Here is a 15732-nt window from a genome sequence, read left to right as displayed (position 1 = left end):
CATGCGGCTTGCTATAGGCGGGTTTCGCGCGCCGCGCGCAGGAATGCATCGAGCAGCGGCGTGCAGTCGAGCAGCTCCGACCCGCCGGCCCGATGGAACTCGGGGTGCCACTGCACGCCGACGACGAACGGCGAACGGCGATGGCGAATGCCTTCGATGATCCCGTCGCCGGCCGACACTGCCTCGATGTTCAGATCGCGACCGAGATCGCGGATCGCCTGATGGTGGATCGAGTTGACGATCGCTTCGCTGCGCCCCGGGAACATGCTCGCAAGCGTCGACGAATCCGGGAAGCGGATCGCGTGACGATGCTGGTCGTAATGCTCGCTCACGTGCGCATTCGCGGTCGGCACGTCGGTGGCGATGTCCTGGTACAGCGAACCGCCGAACGCGACGTTGATCAGCTGGCAGCCGCGGCACACGCCGAGCACGGGTTTGCCGGACTCGACGAACTCGTGCAGCAGCTCGAGCTCGTACATGTCGCGCACGCGATCGCCCGGCCATTCGGGGCGGGCGTCGGACGCGGCATAGGTTTGCGGCGATACGTCTGCGCCGCCCTGCAGCAGCAGGCCGTCGAGATGCTTCGCGTAGTCGCGCAGGCGGATGTTGCTCGGATGAATCATGCCCTGATGGCCGACGGTCGGAATCATGAACACGAGCACGTCGCGCGACATGACCCAGTGCGCGATCGATTCCTCGAGGTACTGGAGCGTCTTGCCTCTCAGCCCCTTCGCCCCCGGTTCCGGATGGAAGATCCGCGCCGACACGCCGATGCGCAGCGTGCGCTGCGTGATGCGCTGGCCGGCACGGTCGAACAGCCGGCGCGCGCGCGCGGCCACGATCCGGCCAAATACCGACCACGGCGTGTCGCTCTGCTTCAGATAGGCCGGCGGCGCATTCTGCGCGCTCGCGGGCGGCGGGCGCGGCGTGTCGAAATCAGGCTGCGCGCCGAAACCGGGTGGCGGCGTGCCGGCCTTCGGCGGCGCGGCAGCAGCAGCCGCACCATCGATGGCGGCGCCGGTCGCCCCGGGCGCGCCCGGCTCGGATGCAGCCGTAACCGGTGACGCGCCGTCGGCAGCGACGTTCTGCGCGGCGGCCTGGGTGGCCGGCGCATCGGGCGCTTTCGCCGGATCGGTACGGGGTGAATCGGAAGAAACGGAGGAGGTGCCGGGCAGACCGGCCGGGGAAGGCGTGTTTTCGCTCATGACGATGGTCTGGTACGTCGCTCACGCGTATGGATAAACGAAGATTCATTATGCTTCAGCGCACGATCGAGCGGCAAACCTGCAACATCCTGTCGATATTGTTGCAAGTCGACGGCAAACTGCGTCGGGGAGCGTTCCCGCCCGCGCGCCGGCCAGGCTGATGCGGCATCGCCGGTACTGGACATCAGTGATATATCACAATAATATCCACGCATCGTCCACGCTTCCCGACCGCCAGCGCCATGATCGCGCCCCGTCCGGCCGCCGCGCCGCACCCCGCATGAATGTCCTCGCCGACGTCACCCACGAGCACCCGGCCGCACCGACGGCCAGCCTCGCCGACCGCGCATATGCGCTGATCCAGCACGACATCATCACGATGCGCCTGAAGCCCGGCGCCGCCCTCAACGAAGCCGACCTCGTCGCCCGCACCGGCATCGGCCGCACGCCGGTGCACCAGGCCGTGCATCGGCTCGTGCTCGAAGGGCTGCTGTCCGTGATGCCGCGCAAGGGATTGATGGTGCAGCCGCTGTCGCTCGACGACATCGTCGCGGTGATCGACGTGCGGCGCATCAACGAAGCACACTGCGCGGAACTCGCCGCGCGCCACGCAACGCCTGACGATCTCGCGCGCCTGGCCGCGCTGCTCGACGACGGGCAGGCCTGCGTCGACACGCACGACGTCGAAGGCATGATGGAACTCGACCGCGCATTCCACCAGGCGATCGCCGCGGCCGCGCGCAATGCGGTCCTCGCCGACATCCTGCGCGGGCTGCATGAGCGCTCGCTGCGCTTCTGGTTCGTCACGCTGTCCGAACCTCACCATCTCGCCGACGTCCAGCATGAGCATCGCGAACTGTTCGATCGGCTGTCCGCGCGCGACGCCGCCGGTGCACGCGCGGCCGTTGAAAGTCATATCGATTCGTTCCGCTCCACGCTTCTTCAACATCTTCGCCCCTGAGCCGCCCATGACCACTTTCACGCCCTTCCCCCCGCTCGCCCAGCTCGCCGCCGACCTCGCCGCCGGCCGGACCACGAGCCGCGCACTCGTCGACACAGCGCTCGACCGGATCGCCGATCCGTCGGGCCAGGGCGCGGTCGTCTTCACCGAAGTCGATGCCGACAACGCGCGCGCGGCCGCCGACGCGCACGACCGGCGGCGCGCCGCGGGCACCGTGCTGTCGCCGCTCGCGGGCATCCCGGTGTCGGTCAAGGATCTGTTCGACGTCGCGGGTCAGGTGACGCGCGCGGGTTCGCGCGTGCTCGACGGCGCGCCGACCGCGCGCACCGACGCGGTCGCGGTCGCGCGGCTCAAGCGCGCGGGCGCGGTGCTGGTCGGTCGCACCAACATGAGCGAGTTCGCGTTCTCGGGGCTCGGGCTGAATCCGCACTTCGGCCATCCGCGCTCGCCGTACCACCGCGACGTGCCGGGCGACGCGCGCATTTCCGGCGGTTCGTCGTCCGGCGCGGCCGCGTCCGTCGCCGACGGGATGGCCGCCGTCGCGCTCGGCACCGACACGGGCGGCTCGATCCGCATTCCGGCCGCCCTGTGCGGGCTGACGGGCTTCAAGCCGACCGCGAGCCGGATCCCGACGCAAGGCGGCGTGCCGCTGTCGACGACGCTCGACTCGTTCGGCCCGATCGGCCTGACGGTCGCCTGCTGCGCGCTCGTCGACCGGATGCTCGCGGGCCTCGAACCGCACGTGCCGGCCGCCCGGCCGCTCGAAGGCGTGCGGCTCGGCGTGCTGACGAACTACGTGACGGAGGGCGTCGATGCCGACGTCGCGGCCGCGCTCGACGCCGCGCTCAAGCATCTCGAAGCCGCCGGCGCGATCGTCACGGAAGTGCGCTTCCCCGCGCTCGACCGGCTGCCGGACGTCAACCGCTTCGGCTTCTCGCCGATCGAGGCCTACGCGTGGCATCGCCCGCTGCTCGCCAAGCACCGCGACCAGTACGACCCGCGCGTGCTCACGCGGATCCTGAAGGGCGAACCCGCGAGCGCGGCCGACTATCTCGACCTGCTCGCCGCGCGCACGGCGATGCTCGACGAAGCGGCCCACACGGTCTGGTCGCGCTTCGATGCGCTCGTCGCGCCGACGGTGCCGGTCGTGCCGCCGCGCATCGCCGAACTCGAAGCGGACGACGATGCCTTCACGCGCACCAACGCGCTGATCCTGCGCAATCCGAGCGCGTTCAACTTCCTCGACGCGTGCGCGTTGTCGCTGCCCTGCCATCCGCGCGACGCGGCGCCGGTCGGGCTGATGCTCGCGGCCGCACCGCACCGCGACGACGCGCTGCTCGCGATCGGCCAGGCAGTCGAGGCCGTGCTGAACACGATCCGCTGAGCGCCGCCAGCCGGGCGCCGACGGGCAGGACGCGCGGTGCGGCAGGTTGCCGCACGCGCGCTGTCAGTTTCGTGCCAGACCGTTCGCGCTAAAATCGCGCGATTGTTTTCCGGACCGACCACGAGGAACCCCGCCGACATGAACGACTACACGCTCGCCATCCGCCGCGAACGCCGCCTGCTGATGCTGCTCGGATGGGTGTGCATCGCCCTGCTGGCCGGTGCGCTCTACCTGCAGTACGTGAAGAACGAAGATCCGTGCCCGCTGTGCATCATCCAGCGCTACTTCTTCTGCGCGATCGGAATCTTCGCGTTCCTGGCCGCCGGGATCCGCAACTGGCGCGGCGTCTGGGTGCTCGAGCTGCTGATCGCGATCGCCGCGGCGGGCGGCGTCGGCACGGCCGCCCGGCATCTGTCGATCCAGATGAATCCGGGCTTCAGCTGCGGCTTCGACACGCTGCAGCCGATCGTCGACAGCCTGCCGCCCGCGCAGTGGTTCCCCGGCATGTTCAAGGTCGCCGGGCTGTGCGAGACGGTCTACCCGCCGATCTTCGGCATCCTGCTGCCCGGCTGGGCGCTGATCGCCTTCGCCGTGATCCTGGTCGCGGTCGCCGCGAGCCTCTGGCGCCATCGCCGCAAGCTCGTGGCCTGACCGGCCGGTTTCGCACCGGCCTGCGCGCGGCCCGTTCGCTCGGCCGCACACTACCGCCGGCCGGTGACCGCCCGGCTCCGGAGCGCCGCCGGCCCAGCCCGGCGAGCCGCATCCGGCCCGTCAAGCGTAAACACCTACCCCGCCGCCGCCCGGGTCTCCGGGCGAACGCGCATCGCGCGAGCTCCGCGCCCAGCCCCGCCACGCCTGCGTTTCGGCCCGATGTGCGCGCATTGGCGCCCCGATCCCGCGCGGCGGGCCTATGATCGACATGATCGCCTCCTGATAGCCCGGATCACCGCCTGGCGATGTTCCCGTCGCCTCGCGGTGTTATCTTCGTGACTGGATGGCGATCTACGTGCGCGAGGCCAGGCGGTCTCACCACCCCTGCGTAACGCGCGCCCGATCCGCAATGTCGACTGGATTCATCATGACAACGCAAACCATCCGCATCCGTCACCCTCATGGCGTCCGCGCATCCGGCGGTGCCGTCCGCGCGCGCCGTTCGCGCGCTGCCGCCGCACTGCATCGGCCGTGCGGCCGGCCCGCCTCGCTCCCGTCCGTCATCGTTGCCGCCACGCCCGCCAGCCCGCGCCGCGTGTCGTGCCGCGTCGTCCCGAACGGAGCGTGCTGATGGAAGCCTGGCTCGGCGATCTGCAGCAACTGCTCGCGCATGGCGAAGCGGCCGTGCTCGTGACGGTCGCGCATACCGACGGCTCCGCGCCGCGCGAAGCCGGCACCAAGATGCTCGTCACGCGCGACACGGCCCGCCATACGATCGGCGGCGGTCATCTGGAATGGAAGGCAATCGAGATCGCGCGGCATCTGCTGAAGGATGGCGCGCACGTGCCGCACGCGCGCCGGCTCGAACGGCTCGCGCTTGGCCCGAGCCTCGGCCAGTGCTGCGGCGGCGCCGTGGTGCTCGCGTTCGAGCGGCTCGATGTGGGCGATCTCGGCTGGATCATGTCGCTCGCGAAGCGTGTCGCGGCCGGCGCCGCGACCGTGCGTAGCGTATCATTCGGCCCCTCGCCGGGCGCGCCGCTGTTGAGCGAGCCCGAATCGGAAGCCGCGCGTGCCGACTGCTTGCTGTGGGAAACCGGCGGCGTGTCGCTGATGACCGAAACGATCGCGCCGTATGCGTTCCCCGTCGTGCTGTTCGGCGCCGGGCACATCGGCACCGCGCTCGTGAAGGTGCTGGCGACGCTGCCGTGCCACGTGCGCTGGATCGACGGGCCCGATGCGGTGTTCCCGCCGGCTGACGCGCTCGCCGGCATCGGCAACCTCGCGATCGAGGCGGCCGCTGCCCCGGCCGACGCGGTCGACGCCGCACCGCCGCAGTCGTACTTCGTCGTGATGACGCACGACCACGCACTCGATTTCGTGCTGGCCGAGCGCATCCTGCGGCGCGGCGACTATGCGTACTTCGGGATGACCGGCTCGCACGCGAAACGCATGCAGTTCGACCATCGCCTCGCCGCGATCGGTATCGACCCGGCCCAGGTCGCGCGGATGCGCTGCCCGATCGGTGTCGAAGGCATCATCGACAAGGCGCCCGAAGTGATCGCGATCTCGGTGGCTGCGCAATTGCTGCAGGCCGTCGAGGCAAACGCGAATGCAAACGCGTCCACGCAGGCTTCCCCTACCTACTGACCGACCAAGAACGACGCCATGACCCCGACATTCAAGGACAAGATTGCCCGCGCGCCGAAAGCGGAGCTGCACATCCATATCGAAGGCTCGCTCGAGCCCGAACTGATTTTCGCGCTCGCGCAGCGCAACGGCGTGAAGCTCGCGTACGACTCGATCGACGCGCTGCGCGCCGCGTACGCATTCACCGACTTGCAGTCGTTCCTCGACATCTATTACGCCGGCGCGAGCGTGCTGCTGACCGAGCAGGACTTCTACGACATGACGGCCGCGTACTGCGAACGCGCGCTCGCCGACAACGTCGTCCACACCGAGCTGTTCTTCGATCCGCAGACGCACACCGAGCGCGGCGTGCCGATCGAGACGGTGGTCGCGGGCATCGAGCGTGCACTCACCGATGCCGAGCAACGCGGGCTGTCGAGCAAGCTGATCCTGTGCTTCCTGCGCCACCTGTCCGAAGAGGACGCGCTCGCGACGTTCGAATCCGCGCTGCCGCTGTTCGAGCGCTATCGCCATCGCCTGATCGGCGTCGGCCTCGACTCGTCCGAGCTCGGCCATCCGCCGACGAAGTTCGCACGCGTGTTCGAGAAGGCGCGCGCGCTCGGGCTGAAGCTCGTCGCGCACGCAGGCGAGGAAGGCCCGCCCGCCTACATCTACGAAGCGCTCGACGTGCTGAAGGTCGACCGCATCGACCACGGCGTGCGCAGCATCGAGGACGCGGCACTCGTCGAGCGCCTCGCGAAATCGCGCACGGCGCTCACCGTCTGCCCGCTGTCGAATCTCAAGCTGTGCGTGTTCGACGACATGGCGAAGCACACGCTGAAGGCGCTGCTCGACCGCGGCGTCGCGGTGACGATCAACTCCGACGATCCGGCCTATTTCGGCGGCTACGTCAATGAAAACTACTTCGCGACGGCCGAAGGGTTGCAACTCACGGATGCCGAAGTCCGTGCGGTGATCCGCAACGGCTTCGAGGCGTCGTTCATCGAACCGGCGCAGCGCGACGCACTGTACGCGCGCCTCGACGCGTACTGGCAGGCCGCGTGACGGCCGGCATCGAGGAACGCTGACAGATGAAACACGGCAACGGCATCCGCTTCGCGACCACCGGCCCGGCCTTGCGCCGGGACGAGCGCGTGCGTGAGCGCGCGGCGACGGCGCTGTGCGTCGTCGCTCGCGCGTGCCTGCCGTCGCGATTCGCCGTTTCGCTAGCGGCCACGTCGGTCGTGAGCGCAACGGCTGCGAGGCCCGCCGGCAACCACTCGCTGGCGGCTTCGGCCGCCACGTTCGCCCGCGCAATCGCATCCGGTCGTGCGGCACGGAGCGTGCCGCACCGCCCGCCAGGCGCCGCCTTGCCGTCGTGCGGCGTCGCCCGTTTTCTTCTGTTCGCCTTACCTTGATGCAGGACCATTCGTCATGACGCAAACCGCTTTCCGTTCCCAGCTGCTGACCTTCAACGGCGACCCGGCGCAATCGAGCCAGGCCGCGAACTACGAGACCGACGGCCTCCTGGTCGTCGACGACGGCAAGGTCGTCGCGGCCGGCCCGTACGCGCAGCTCGCCGCGACGCTCGCGCGCGACGCGATCGTCCATGACCTGCGCGACAAGCTGATCGTGCCCGGCTTCATCGACACGCACATCCACTATCCGCAGACCGACATGATCGCGTCGCCGGCGCCGGGCCTGCTGCCGTGGCTGGACAAGTACACGTTCCCGACCGAGCGCCAGTTCGGCGATCCCGAGCATGCGCGCGAAGTCGCCGACTTCTTCGTCGACGAACTGCTCGCCTGCGGCACGACGAGCGCGCTCGTCTACTGCACGGTGCACAAGCAGTCGGCCGATGCGCTGTTCGCGGCGAGCGACGCGCGCGACCTGCGGATGATCGCGGGCAAGGTGCTGATGGACCGCAACTGCCCCGAATTCCTGCGCGATACCGCGCAATCGGGTTATGACGACAGCGCCGAGCTGATCGGCCGCTGGCATGGCAAGGGCCGCCAGATGTACGCGCTCACGCCGCGCTTCGCGCCGACGTCGACCGAGGCGCAGCTCGAGGCGTGCAGCGAACTCGCGCGCCGCCATCCGGACGTGTTCGTGCAGAGCCACGTCGCGGAAAACGTCGACGAGGTGAAATGGGTGGCCGAGCTGTTCCCCGGCCATCGCAGCTATCTCGACATCTACGACCGCTACGGGCTGCTGCGCCCACGCGCGGTATACGGCCACTGCATCCACCTCGACGACGAGGACCGCCGCCGGATGGCCGAGACGCGCACCGTCGTCGCGCACTGCCCGACGTCGAACTTCTTCCTCGGCAGCGGGCTGTTCGATTTCGACAAGGCCGGCGAATACGACGTGCCCGTCACGCTCGCGACCGACGTCGGCGGCGGCACGTCGTTCTCGATGCTGCAGACGATGAACGAAGCGCACAAGGTCGCGCGGCTGTCGGGCCACCACCTGAGCGCGACGCGGATGTTCTGGCTCGCGACGGCCGGCGCCGCGCAGGCACTCGACCTCGCCGATACGGTCGGCACGCTCGCACCGCGCACCGAGGCCGACTTCGTCGTGCTCGATCCGCAGGCCACGCCGCTGCTCGCGCGCCGCACGAAACGCGCGGATTCGCTCGAGGAACTGCTGTTCGCGTTCGCGCTGCTCGGCGACGACCGCGCGGTGTACCGCACCTACGCGGCCGGCCAACTCGTCCACGAGCGCGGCGCGGCACGCCGCCCCGCCGCGTAACGACCTGCCGGGGTTCGCCCCGGCACGCGCGGGCCTCCACCGCCGCGCGTGCCGGGCCGCCGAGACTGCCGTACGCCGATCCCGCCCCGACTCCGGGCACAGCGCCCGCCAACCGCTTTCCCGCGCGCAACGCGCCGTGCTAGAATTCGCCGCTCATTGGGGAGTAGCCGCTCCGCTCGATGTCCCGCGCTCCCGGCGCGCATCGTGACGGAGGCGTCCGTCAACAGACTTGGCCGTACGGCCATGGCGGACGCAGCCACCTAGGCCTGGCGAGACCGATGGTTCACAGCGCGCCGCATCAGGGCCCGGCGCGCGGTGGATCGTCGCTCGCACGCACAACATCGGCCCGTGGAACCCCATACGTGTCCCAAGCCTTCCTGATCTCCACCGGCGCCGTCGCCCTCGCTGAAATCGGCGACAAGACCCAACTGCTTTCCCTCGTACTGGCCGCGCGCTATCGCAAGCCGGTGCCGATCATTCTCGGCGTGCTCGTCGCGACGCTCGTGAACCACGGTTTCGCCGGCGCGCTCGGCGAGTGGCTCGGCGTGCTCGTCACACCGTCGATCATGCGCTGGGCGCTCGCGTTCTCGTTCATCGCGATGGGGTTGTGGATCCTCGTGCCGGACAAGCTCGATGCCGACGAAGCCAATGCCAACCGCTCGCGGCTCGGCGTGTTCGGTGCGACCCTCGTCGCATTCTTCCTCGCGGAAATGGGCGACAAGACGCAGATCGCGACCGTCGCGCTGGCCGCGCGCTTCCAGGACTACCTCGGTGTCGTGGCCGGCACGACGTTCGGGATGATGCTCGCGAACGTGCCCGCGATCCTGCTCGGCGACCGCTTCGCGCACCGCCTGCCGACGAAGCTCGTGCACGGGATTGCGGCCGTGCTGTTCGTCGTGCTCGGCGCGCTGGCGCTGCTGGGTATCGGGGTCTGACGGAAGGGCATGGCCGGCGCGGCCGGACGGCCGCGCCGAGAGGGATCCCGCGTTACTTCGCGGCAGCGGCACCCGACGCGGGCGCGGCCGGCACCACGCGTTCGTTGGCCGCCGGCGCCGCCGGGCCGCCGCGCTTGTCGACCGGCAGCCGGACCGAGCGAACCGCGCCGTTGGACAGCGGGAAATCGGCGAGCGCACTGCGCGCGAGGAACGGCATCGCGTACAGCAGCGTGCCGTTGTCGCCGGTCGTGCGCGCGGACACGTTGTACACCTCCTTGCCCGTCGCGCGCTCGGTAATGCGGATGCCGAGCGTGTAGTCGAACACCTGGTACGTCTGCGCGACGTAGCCGGCCGGCATCGGCCCCCAGGGACCCCACGGGCCCCACGGCCCGCGCCGCCAGTACGGCCCGGGCGCGAACCACGGATCGTAATAGACCGGCTGCGGCACCGTCACGAGATCGCTGCCGACCGCATAGGTCAGCCCGACGAGATACCGCGCCTGCGCCTGCGGCACCTGCCGGAACGCATACGTCGACAGCTCGTTTGCGACGATCGGCTCGTAGGTCGACTGCTCGATGCTGTTCTTCTGCGCCTCGGTGCGCGTGAACGCATAGGTGCGTGTCGCGTCGCTGCCGCTCCAGTCGGAGAAGGCCGTGACCTGGGTCGTCACGTAGCTGGTGCAGCCGGTCAGCAGCGCCACGCACAGCACCGCCGCCCAGCCCGCACCGCGTTGAATCCATTCGCGTTTCATGTTGATCCTCTTCGATCCGTCACCCGTTCGTCGCACCGCGCGAACCGTAACGGGATGCCGATAATACGCGGACTCCCGGAACCGGTAAAAAGTTCGCCCGGCACGCGGCCGCCAGCCTTTGTACAATGGCCCGGTTCGCCCGGCCCGTGCCACGGGCCCGTCCCCCACTCCACCGATCTCGACGACCATGTCCGACAACGCCTCCTCCACCGTGATCCGCCGCGCCGACTACACGCCGCCGGCCTTCCTCATCGATTCCGTCGCGCTCGAATTCGATCTCGCGCCGGCCCGTACGATCGTCAGGAATACGATGCGCGTGCGCCGCAATCCGGACGCCGCGCCCGCGCCGCACCTGGAGCTGATGGGCGAAGCGCTCGAATTCCTCGGCGCCTGGCTGGATGGCGCGCCGCATGGCGCCGTGCGTGCGCACGAACACGGGCTGACGGTCGAGAACGTCCCCGAAGCGTTCGAGCTGACGCTCGAAAGCGCATGCGCACCCGACCAGAATACGACGCTGTCGGGCCTCTATGTGTCGAGCGGCAACTTCTTCACGCAGTGCGAAGCCGAAGGTTTCCGCCGGATCACCTACTTCCTCGACCGTCCGGACGTGATGGCGTCGTATACGGTGACGCTGCGCGCCGACAAGGCCGCGTACCCGGTACTGCTGTCGAACGGCAACCTCGTGGATTCCGGCGACCTGCCCGACGGCCGCCACTTCGCGAAATGGGAAGACCCGTTCCGCAAGCCGAGCTACCTGTTCGCGCTGGTCGCGGGCAAGCTCGTCGCGATCGAGGAAACGATCACGACCGGCTCGGGCAAGGAAAAGCTGCTGCAGGTGTGGGTCGAGCCCGCCGATCTCGACAAGACGCGTCATGCGATGGATTCGCTGATCCACTCGATCCGCTGGGACGAGCAGCGCTTCGGCCTCGAGCTCGATCTCGACCGCTTCATGATCGTCGCGGTCGGCGACTTCAACATGGGCGCGATGGAGAACAAGGGGCTCAACATCTTCAACACGAAGTACGTGCTGGCGAACCCCGAGACCGCAACCGATACCGACTTCGCGAACATCGAATCGGTGGTCGGCCACGAATACTTCCACAACTGGACCGGCAACCGCGTGACCTGCCGCGACTGGTTCCAGCTGAGCCTGAAGGAAGGCCTGACGGTGTTCCGCGACCAGGAATTCTCGGCCGACATGGCCGCGGGCGACGACCTCGAATCGGCGGCCCGCGCGGTCAAGCGCATCGAAGACGTGCGCGTGCTGCGCCAGCTGCAGTTCGCCGAGGACGCGGGCCCGATGGCGCACCCGGTGCGCCCGGAAAGCTACGTCGAGATCAACAACTTCTACACGATGACGGTCTACGAGAAAGGCTCGGAAGTCGTGCGGATGTACCAGACGCTGTTCGGCCGCGACGGCTTCCGCAAGGGGATGGATCTGTACTTCAAGCGCCACGACGGGCACGCCGTGACCTGCGACGATTTCCGTCACGCCATGGCCGACGCGAACGGGCGCGACCTCGCGCAGTTCGAGCGCTGGTACAGCCAGGCGGGCACCCCGCGCGTGTCGGTGCGCACCGCGTACGACGCGGCCGCGCGCCGCTACACGGTGACGCTCGCGCAGGGCTACGGCGACGGGTCGCCGGCCGCGCGCGAAACGCAGCAAGGGCCGCTGCTGATCCCGTTCGCGATCGGCCTGATCGGCCGCGACGGCCGCGACCTGCCGCTGCGTCTCGACGGCGAAACCGCCGCCGCAGGCACGACGCGCGTGCTCGACTTCACCGACACCGAGCAGACCTTCACGTTCGTCGACGTACCGGAACAACCGCTGCCGTCGCTGCTGCGCAATTTCTCGTCGCCGGTGATCGTCGAGTACGACTACAGCGACGACGATCTCGCGTTCCTGCTCGCGCACGACAGCGATCCGTTCAACCGCTGGGAAGCCGGCCAGCGCCTCGCGACCCGCGCGCTGCTGACGCTCGCCGCGCGTGCGGCCGCGAACGAGCCGCTCACGCTCGGCGAGAACTTCGTTGCCGCATTCCGCCGCGTGCTGACCGACGCGACGCTGTCGCCGGCATTCCGTGAACTCGCGCTGACGCTGCCGTCGGAAACCTACCTCGCCGACCAGATGGCGGAAGCCGATCCGGCCGCCGTGCATCGCGCACGCCAGTTCGTGCGCCGCCAGCTCGCCACCGCGCTGCGCGCGGAGTGGCTCGCCGCCTACGAGCAGCACCAGACGCCCGGCGCCTACGAACCGACGCCGGAGGCCTCCGGCCGCCGCGCGCTGAAGAACCTCGCGCTCGCGTATCTCGCCGAACTCGAGGATCCGGCCGATGCGGTGCGCCTCGCGACCGCGCAATACGATGCGGCGAACAACATGACCGATCGCGCGGCAGCGCTCGGCGCGCTGCTGTCCGCCGCGGCCGCCGGCGCGACCGAACCGGCCGAACACGCGCTCGACGATTTCTATCGTCGCTTCGAGAAGGAAGCGCTCGTGATCGACAAGTGGTTCGCGATGCAGGCGGTGCAACGCGGCACGCCCGCGCAGCCGACGCTCGCGAAGGTCCGCAAGCTGCTCGCGCACCCGGCGTTCAACCTGAAGAATCCGAACCGCGCCCGCTCGCTGATCTTCAGCTTCTGCGCGGCCAACCCCGCGCAATTCCACGCGGCGGACGGCTCGGGTTACGCGTTCTGGGCCGAACAGGTGCTCGCGCTCGACGCGATCAACCCGCAGGTCGCGGCGCGCCTCGCCCGCTCGCTCGAACTGTGGCGCCGCTTCACGCCGGCGCTGCGCGACCGGATGCGCGAAGCGCTCGAGCAGGTCGCCGCCGGCGCGAAATCGCGTGACGTGCGCGAGATCGTCGAGAAGGCGCTCGCGTAACGCCATCGCCCGCGTCGCGCCTGCGCGATACAGCCGGTGCCGCTCGTCGCGGCACCGGCTTTTTTATGGTGTGAAGACTGCTGGAACCGCGCGCAATCGCGAGGGCCGACCGCGCCGCCCGCCGTTGGCGTCAAGCGCGTCCCGCCGGTTTCCAACCCTGGGAAACCGGGCCGGGACGGCCGCCCGGTCATGTAACCGGACGAAAAAAGCCGGTGGCACGGGAGGCGCGGCGGGTAAAATTGCGGCTATTCAAGGATTCTTTTGGCCTTCTGGAGTCTGTCATGTCCATTGCCCGCCGCACTACACTGTCGAAGTTCCTGATCGAACAGCAACGTGAGACCAACAACCTCCCCGCCGACCTGCGCCTGCTGATCGAAGTCGTCGCACGCGCGTGCAAGGCGATCAGCTACAACGTGTCGAAGGGCGCGCTCGGCGAAGCGCTCGGCACCGCCGGCAGCGAGAACGTCCAGGGCGAAGTGCAGAAGAAGCTCGACATCCTGTCGAACGAAATCCTGCTCGACGCGAACGAATGGGGCGGCAACCTCGCCGCGATGGCATCGGAAGAAATGGAAACGTTCTTCCCGATCCCGGCGAACTACCCGCGCGGCGAATACCTGCTCGTGTTCGATCCGCTCGACGGCTCGTCGAACATCGACGTGAACGTGTCGATCGGCACGATCTTCTCGGTGCTGCGCTGCCCGGACGGCAAGCAGGCCACCGAGGAATCGTTCCTGCAGCCGGGCACGGAGCAGGTCGCGGCCGGTTACGCGGTGTACGGCCCGCAGACGGTGTTCGTGCTGACGACTGGCAACGGCGTGAACTGCTTCACGCTCGACCGCGAAGTCGGCTCGTGGGTGCTCACGCAGAGCAACATGCAGATTCCTGAAGAGACGCGCGAATACGCGATCAACGCATCGAATGCGCGCCACTGGTACGACCCGGTCAAGCGCTACGTCGACGAACTGAACGCCGGCAAGGACGGCCCGCGCGGCGACAACTTCAACATGCGCTGGATCGCATCGATGGTGGCCGACGTACACCGGATCCTGAACCGCGGCGGCATCTTCATGTACCCGGCCGACAAGCGCACGCCCGATCGTCCGGGCAAGCTGCGCCTGATGTACGAAGCGAACCCGATGTCGTTCATCGTCGAACAGGCAGGCGGCGCCGCGACGACCGGCACGCAGCGCATCATGGAAGTGCAGCCGACGGGCCTGCATCAGCGCGTCCCGGTGTTCCTCGGTTCGAAGAACGAAGTCGAGCGCGTGACGGGCTACCATCAGGAAAAGCAATAAATTTGCACTGCAGCACTAGACAGTGTCGCGCGACGTACGTAGAATCGCGGCTCTCGATGTGACCCCAACGGGTCGCATCGCAGTGAAACGAAGCGGGAAGTTTGCCGAATCGATGAGTTTCGCGAAACAGCAGCAGCAAGCTGAAAAAATTTCGCAAAACCTATTGCCAAGGTCTCAGATTTCACCTTATAATTTCGTTTCTCTGATGCCGGTGTAGCTCAGTTGGTAGAGCAGCGCATTCGTAATGCGAAGGTCGTAGGTTCGACTCCTATCTCCGGCACCAAGTTATAAAGGGCTGACAAGCAATGCTTGTCAGCCCTTTTCTCATTCAAGCGCCCAATCGTGCGCTGCCCTTCTTCCCCCGCGTCCGCTTCGCTTGCGGGCATCACCCGACTCCCGCGCCGCCCGCCGCCGATTACAATCGCCGGACCTCTCCGCCCTTTCCGAGCATCATGCGCACCTGGCGTCTCGAGCGACCGAACCTCACCGGGCAACTGGACGTGTCACGTGCGACGCGCCTTGTCGCCGCGATCGGCGGCAACGAGCCCAACGCATTCGCAGCCGAAGTGCTGAAGCTGTTCGACGATGCGCTGTCGGTCACGCAATGCACGATCTTCGCGTACGAGTTCGGCAACCGTCCGCGCACGCTATCCGTCGCCGACCATCGCGGCGGCCGCTACCTGCGCGACGTCGCCGACACCTACGCGCGACACTTCTACGCGCTCGACGGCAACCAGACGATCGTGTCGAGCGCACCTCGCGGCACGCGCCGCCCCGACCTGCTGCTGCACCAGCAGGCCGGCGACGAGATCGTTCATGAAGCGTATCGAGCGGCCTGCTATCGCGGCCCCGACGTGTCCGACCGGCTGTCGTTGCTGATGCAGCCCAACGATGCGAGCTGGCTGTCGATCAATTTGTACCGCGCGCATCGCAGCGGCGCGTTCCAGCCGCGCGAGATCGCGGAGATCGAAGTGCTCGCGCCGCTGATCGCGCAGGCCGCGAAGCATCACTACGCGCTCGCCGGTGCCGCGCAGATCGGGATCCCGCAACGGATGCTCGCGCGGCTGCGCAGCGCCTGCCCGGCGCTGTCCAAGCGTGAACTCGACGTGCTGCGCGGTGTGCTCGAAGGCCAGACCGCACAAGAGATCGGCGAGACGATCGGCGTGAAGGCGTCGAGCGTCGTCACGTACCAGAAACGCGCCTACCGGCGCCTGGGCATCTCGAGCCAGCGCGAGTTGTTCGCACTCTGCCTGCAGCCCTGAACCGAACCGGCCTGCGATGACCGAATCGGG

Annotated in this window: 13 protein-coding genes, 1 tRNA gene and 1 riboswitch; of the genes, 12 read left to right on the top strand and 2 right to left on the bottom strand. The window is 68.4% G+C overall.

Annotated elements, in window-relative coordinates; genetic code table 11:
* Nucleotides 1–11 precede the first annotated feature (11 nt).
* Entirely contained in the window at nt 12–1205 is a 1194-nt protein-coding gene (locus CFB45_RS05100; protein WP_089424768.1) for a gamma-glutamyl-gamma-aminobutyrate hydrolase family protein, read from the bottom strand.
* Nucleotides 1206–1485: 280 nt separating this feature from the next.
* Between CFB45_RS05100 and CFB45_RS05090 the strand changes: the two genes are divergently transcribed.
* From CFB45_RS05090 to CFB45_RS05045, 8 genes are all read left to right on the top strand, one after another.
* Entirely contained in the window at nt 1486–2166 is a 681-nt protein-coding gene (locus CFB45_RS05090) for a GntR family transcriptional regulator (protein WP_089424767.1), read from the top strand.
* A gap of 7 nt (nt 2167–2173) precedes the next feature.
* Nucleotides 2174–3550: an amidase gene (locus tag CFB45_RS05085; protein ID WP_089424766.1), complete on the top strand. Its 1377-nt coding sequence runs from the start codon at nt 2174–2176 to the stop codon at nt 3548–3550.
* A gap of 138 nt (nt 3551–3688) precedes the next feature.
* The gene (locus CFB45_RS05080) at nt 3689–4201 is read left to right on the top strand and encodes a disulfide bond formation protein B (protein ID WP_089424765.1); all 513 of its coding nucleotides are present in this window, start codon (nt 3689–3691) and stop codon (nt 4199–4201) included.
* 630 nt (nt 4202–4831) lie between these two features.
* Nucleotides 4832–5848 carry a xanthine dehydrogenase accessory protein XdhC gene (xdhC, locus tag CFB45_RS05070; RefSeq protein ID WP_089424763.1) on the top strand — a complete coding sequence of 339 codons (1017 nt, stop codon included), beginning with the start codon at nt 4832–4834 and terminating at the stop codon, nt 5846–5848.
* A gap of 18 nt (nt 5849–5866) precedes the next feature.
* Nucleotides 5867–6892, top strand: a complete 1026-nt coding sequence (locus CFB45_RS05065) for an adenosine deaminase (RefSeq protein ID WP_089424762.1) — start codon at nt 5867–5869, stop codon at nt 6890–6892.
* Between the two features lie 26 nt (nt 6893–6918).
* Nucleotides 6919–7245 (top strand): hypothetical protein, encoded by a 327-nt coding sequence (locus tag CFB45_RS05060; RefSeq protein ID WP_256978129.1) that lies wholly within the window; start codon nt 6919–6921, stop codon nt 7243–7245.
* Nucleotides 7246–7261: 16 nt separating this feature from the next.
* A complete protein-coding gene (gene guaD / locus CFB45_RS05055) occupies nt 7262–8578 on the top strand; it encodes a guanine deaminase (protein ID WP_089424761.1) in 1317 nt (438 codons plus the stop codon).
* A 146-nt stretch (nt 8579–8724) separates the two neighbouring features.
* Nucleotides 8725–8862: riboswitch (yybP-ykoY riboswitch) on the top strand.
* 78 nt (nt 8863–8940) lie between these two features.
* A complete protein-coding gene (locus CFB45_RS05045; RefSeq protein ID WP_089424760.1) occupies nt 8941–9513 on the top strand; it encodes a TMEM165/GDT1 family protein in 573 nt (190 codons plus the stop codon).
* Nucleotides 9514–9565: 52 nt separating this feature from the next.
* Here the strand turns inward: CFB45_RS05045 and CFB45_RS05040 are convergent, their stop codons facing one another.
* Nucleotides 9566–10264 (bottom strand): DUF4136 domain-containing protein, encoded by a 699-nt coding sequence (locus tag CFB45_RS05040; RefSeq protein ID WP_089424759.1) that lies wholly within the window; start codon nt 10262–10264, stop codon nt 9566–9568.
* Between the two features lie 187 nt (nt 10265–10451).
* On the opposite strand from CFB45_RS05040, the gene pepN reads away from it, so the two are divergent.
* From pepN to CFB45_RS05020, 4 genes are all read left to right on the top strand, one after another.
* Nucleotides 10452–13145, top strand: a complete 2694-nt coding sequence (gene pepN, locus CFB45_RS05035; protein WP_089424758.1) for an aminopeptidase N — start codon at nt 10452–10454, stop codon at nt 13143–13145.
* Between the two features lie 281 nt (nt 13146–13426).
* On the top strand, nt 13427–14440 hold the full coding sequence (locus CFB45_RS05030; RefSeq protein WP_069247404.1) for a class 1 fructose-bisphosphatase: 1014 nt from the start codon (nt 13427–13429) through the stop codon (nt 14438–14440).
* Nucleotides 14441–14647: 207 nt separating this feature from the next.
* Nucleotides 14648–14723: transfer RNA gene (locus CFB45_RS05025), tRNA-Thr, on the top strand.
* A 169-nt stretch (nt 14724–14892) separates the two neighbouring features.
* The gene (locus CFB45_RS05020) at nt 14893–15702 is read left to right on the top strand and encodes a helix-turn-helix transcriptional regulator (RefSeq protein ID WP_089424757.1); all 810 of its coding nucleotides are present in this window, start codon (nt 14893–14895) and stop codon (nt 15700–15702) included.
* Nucleotides 15703–15732 lie beyond the last annotated feature (30 nt).

The organism is Burkholderia sp. HI2500 (genome assembly GCF_002223055.1).
Classification (GTDB): domain Bacteria; phylum Pseudomonadota; class Gammaproteobacteria; order Burkholderiales; family Burkholderiaceae; genus Burkholderia.
Note: the sequence above shows the minus strand (reverse complement) of the source record. Positions and strands in the feature narration are given on the sequence as shown.

Excerpts from the sequence above, each read along its gene's own strand:
- CFB45_RS05060 (WP_256978129.1), top strand. The coding sequence starts at position 6,919 with ATGAAACACGGCAACGGCATCCGCTTCGCGACCACCGGCCCGGCCTTG.
- CFB45_RS05040 (WP_089424759.1), bottom strand. The coding sequence starts at position 10,264 with ATGAAACGCGAATGGATTCAACGCGGTGCGGGCTGGGCGGCGGTGCTG.
- xdhC (WP_089424763.1), top strand. The coding sequence starts at position 4,832 with ATGGAAGCCTGGCTCGGCGATCTGCAGCAACTGCTCGCGCATGGCGAA.
- CFB45_RS05085 (WP_089424766.1), top strand. The coding sequence starts at position 2,174 with ATGACCACTTTCACGCCCTTCCCCCCGCTCGCCCAGCTCGCCGCCGAC.
- CFB45_RS05080 (WP_089424765.1), top strand. The coding sequence starts at position 3,689 with ATGAACGACTACACGCTCGCCATCCGCCGCGAACGCCGCCTGCTGATG.
- guaD (WP_089424761.1), top strand. The coding sequence starts at position 7,262 with ATGACGCAAACCGCTTTCCGTTCCCAGCTGCTGACCTTCAACGGCGAC.
- CFB45_RS05065 (WP_089424762.1), top strand. The coding sequence starts at position 5,867 with ATGACCCCGACATTCAAGGACAAGATTGCCCGCGCGCCGAAAGCGGAG.
- pepN (WP_089424758.1), top strand. The coding sequence starts at position 10,452 with ATGTCCGACAACGCCTCCTCCACCGTGATCCGCCGCGCCGACTACACG.
- CFB45_RS05100 (WP_089424768.1), bottom strand. The coding sequence starts at position 1,205 with ATGAGCGAAAACACGCCTTCCCCGGCCGGTCTGCCCGGCACCTCCTCC.
- CFB45_RS05020 (WP_089424757.1), top strand. The coding sequence starts at position 14,893 with ATGCGCACCTGGCGTCTCGAGCGACCGAACCTCACCGGGCAACTGGAC.
- CFB45_RS05030 (WP_069247404.1), top strand. The coding sequence starts at position 13,427 with ATGTCCATTGCCCGCCGCACTACACTGTCGAAGTTCCTGATCGAACAG.
- CFB45_RS05090 (WP_089424767.1), top strand. The coding sequence starts at position 1,486 with ATGAATGTCCTCGCCGACGTCACCCACGAGCACCCGGCCGCACCGACG.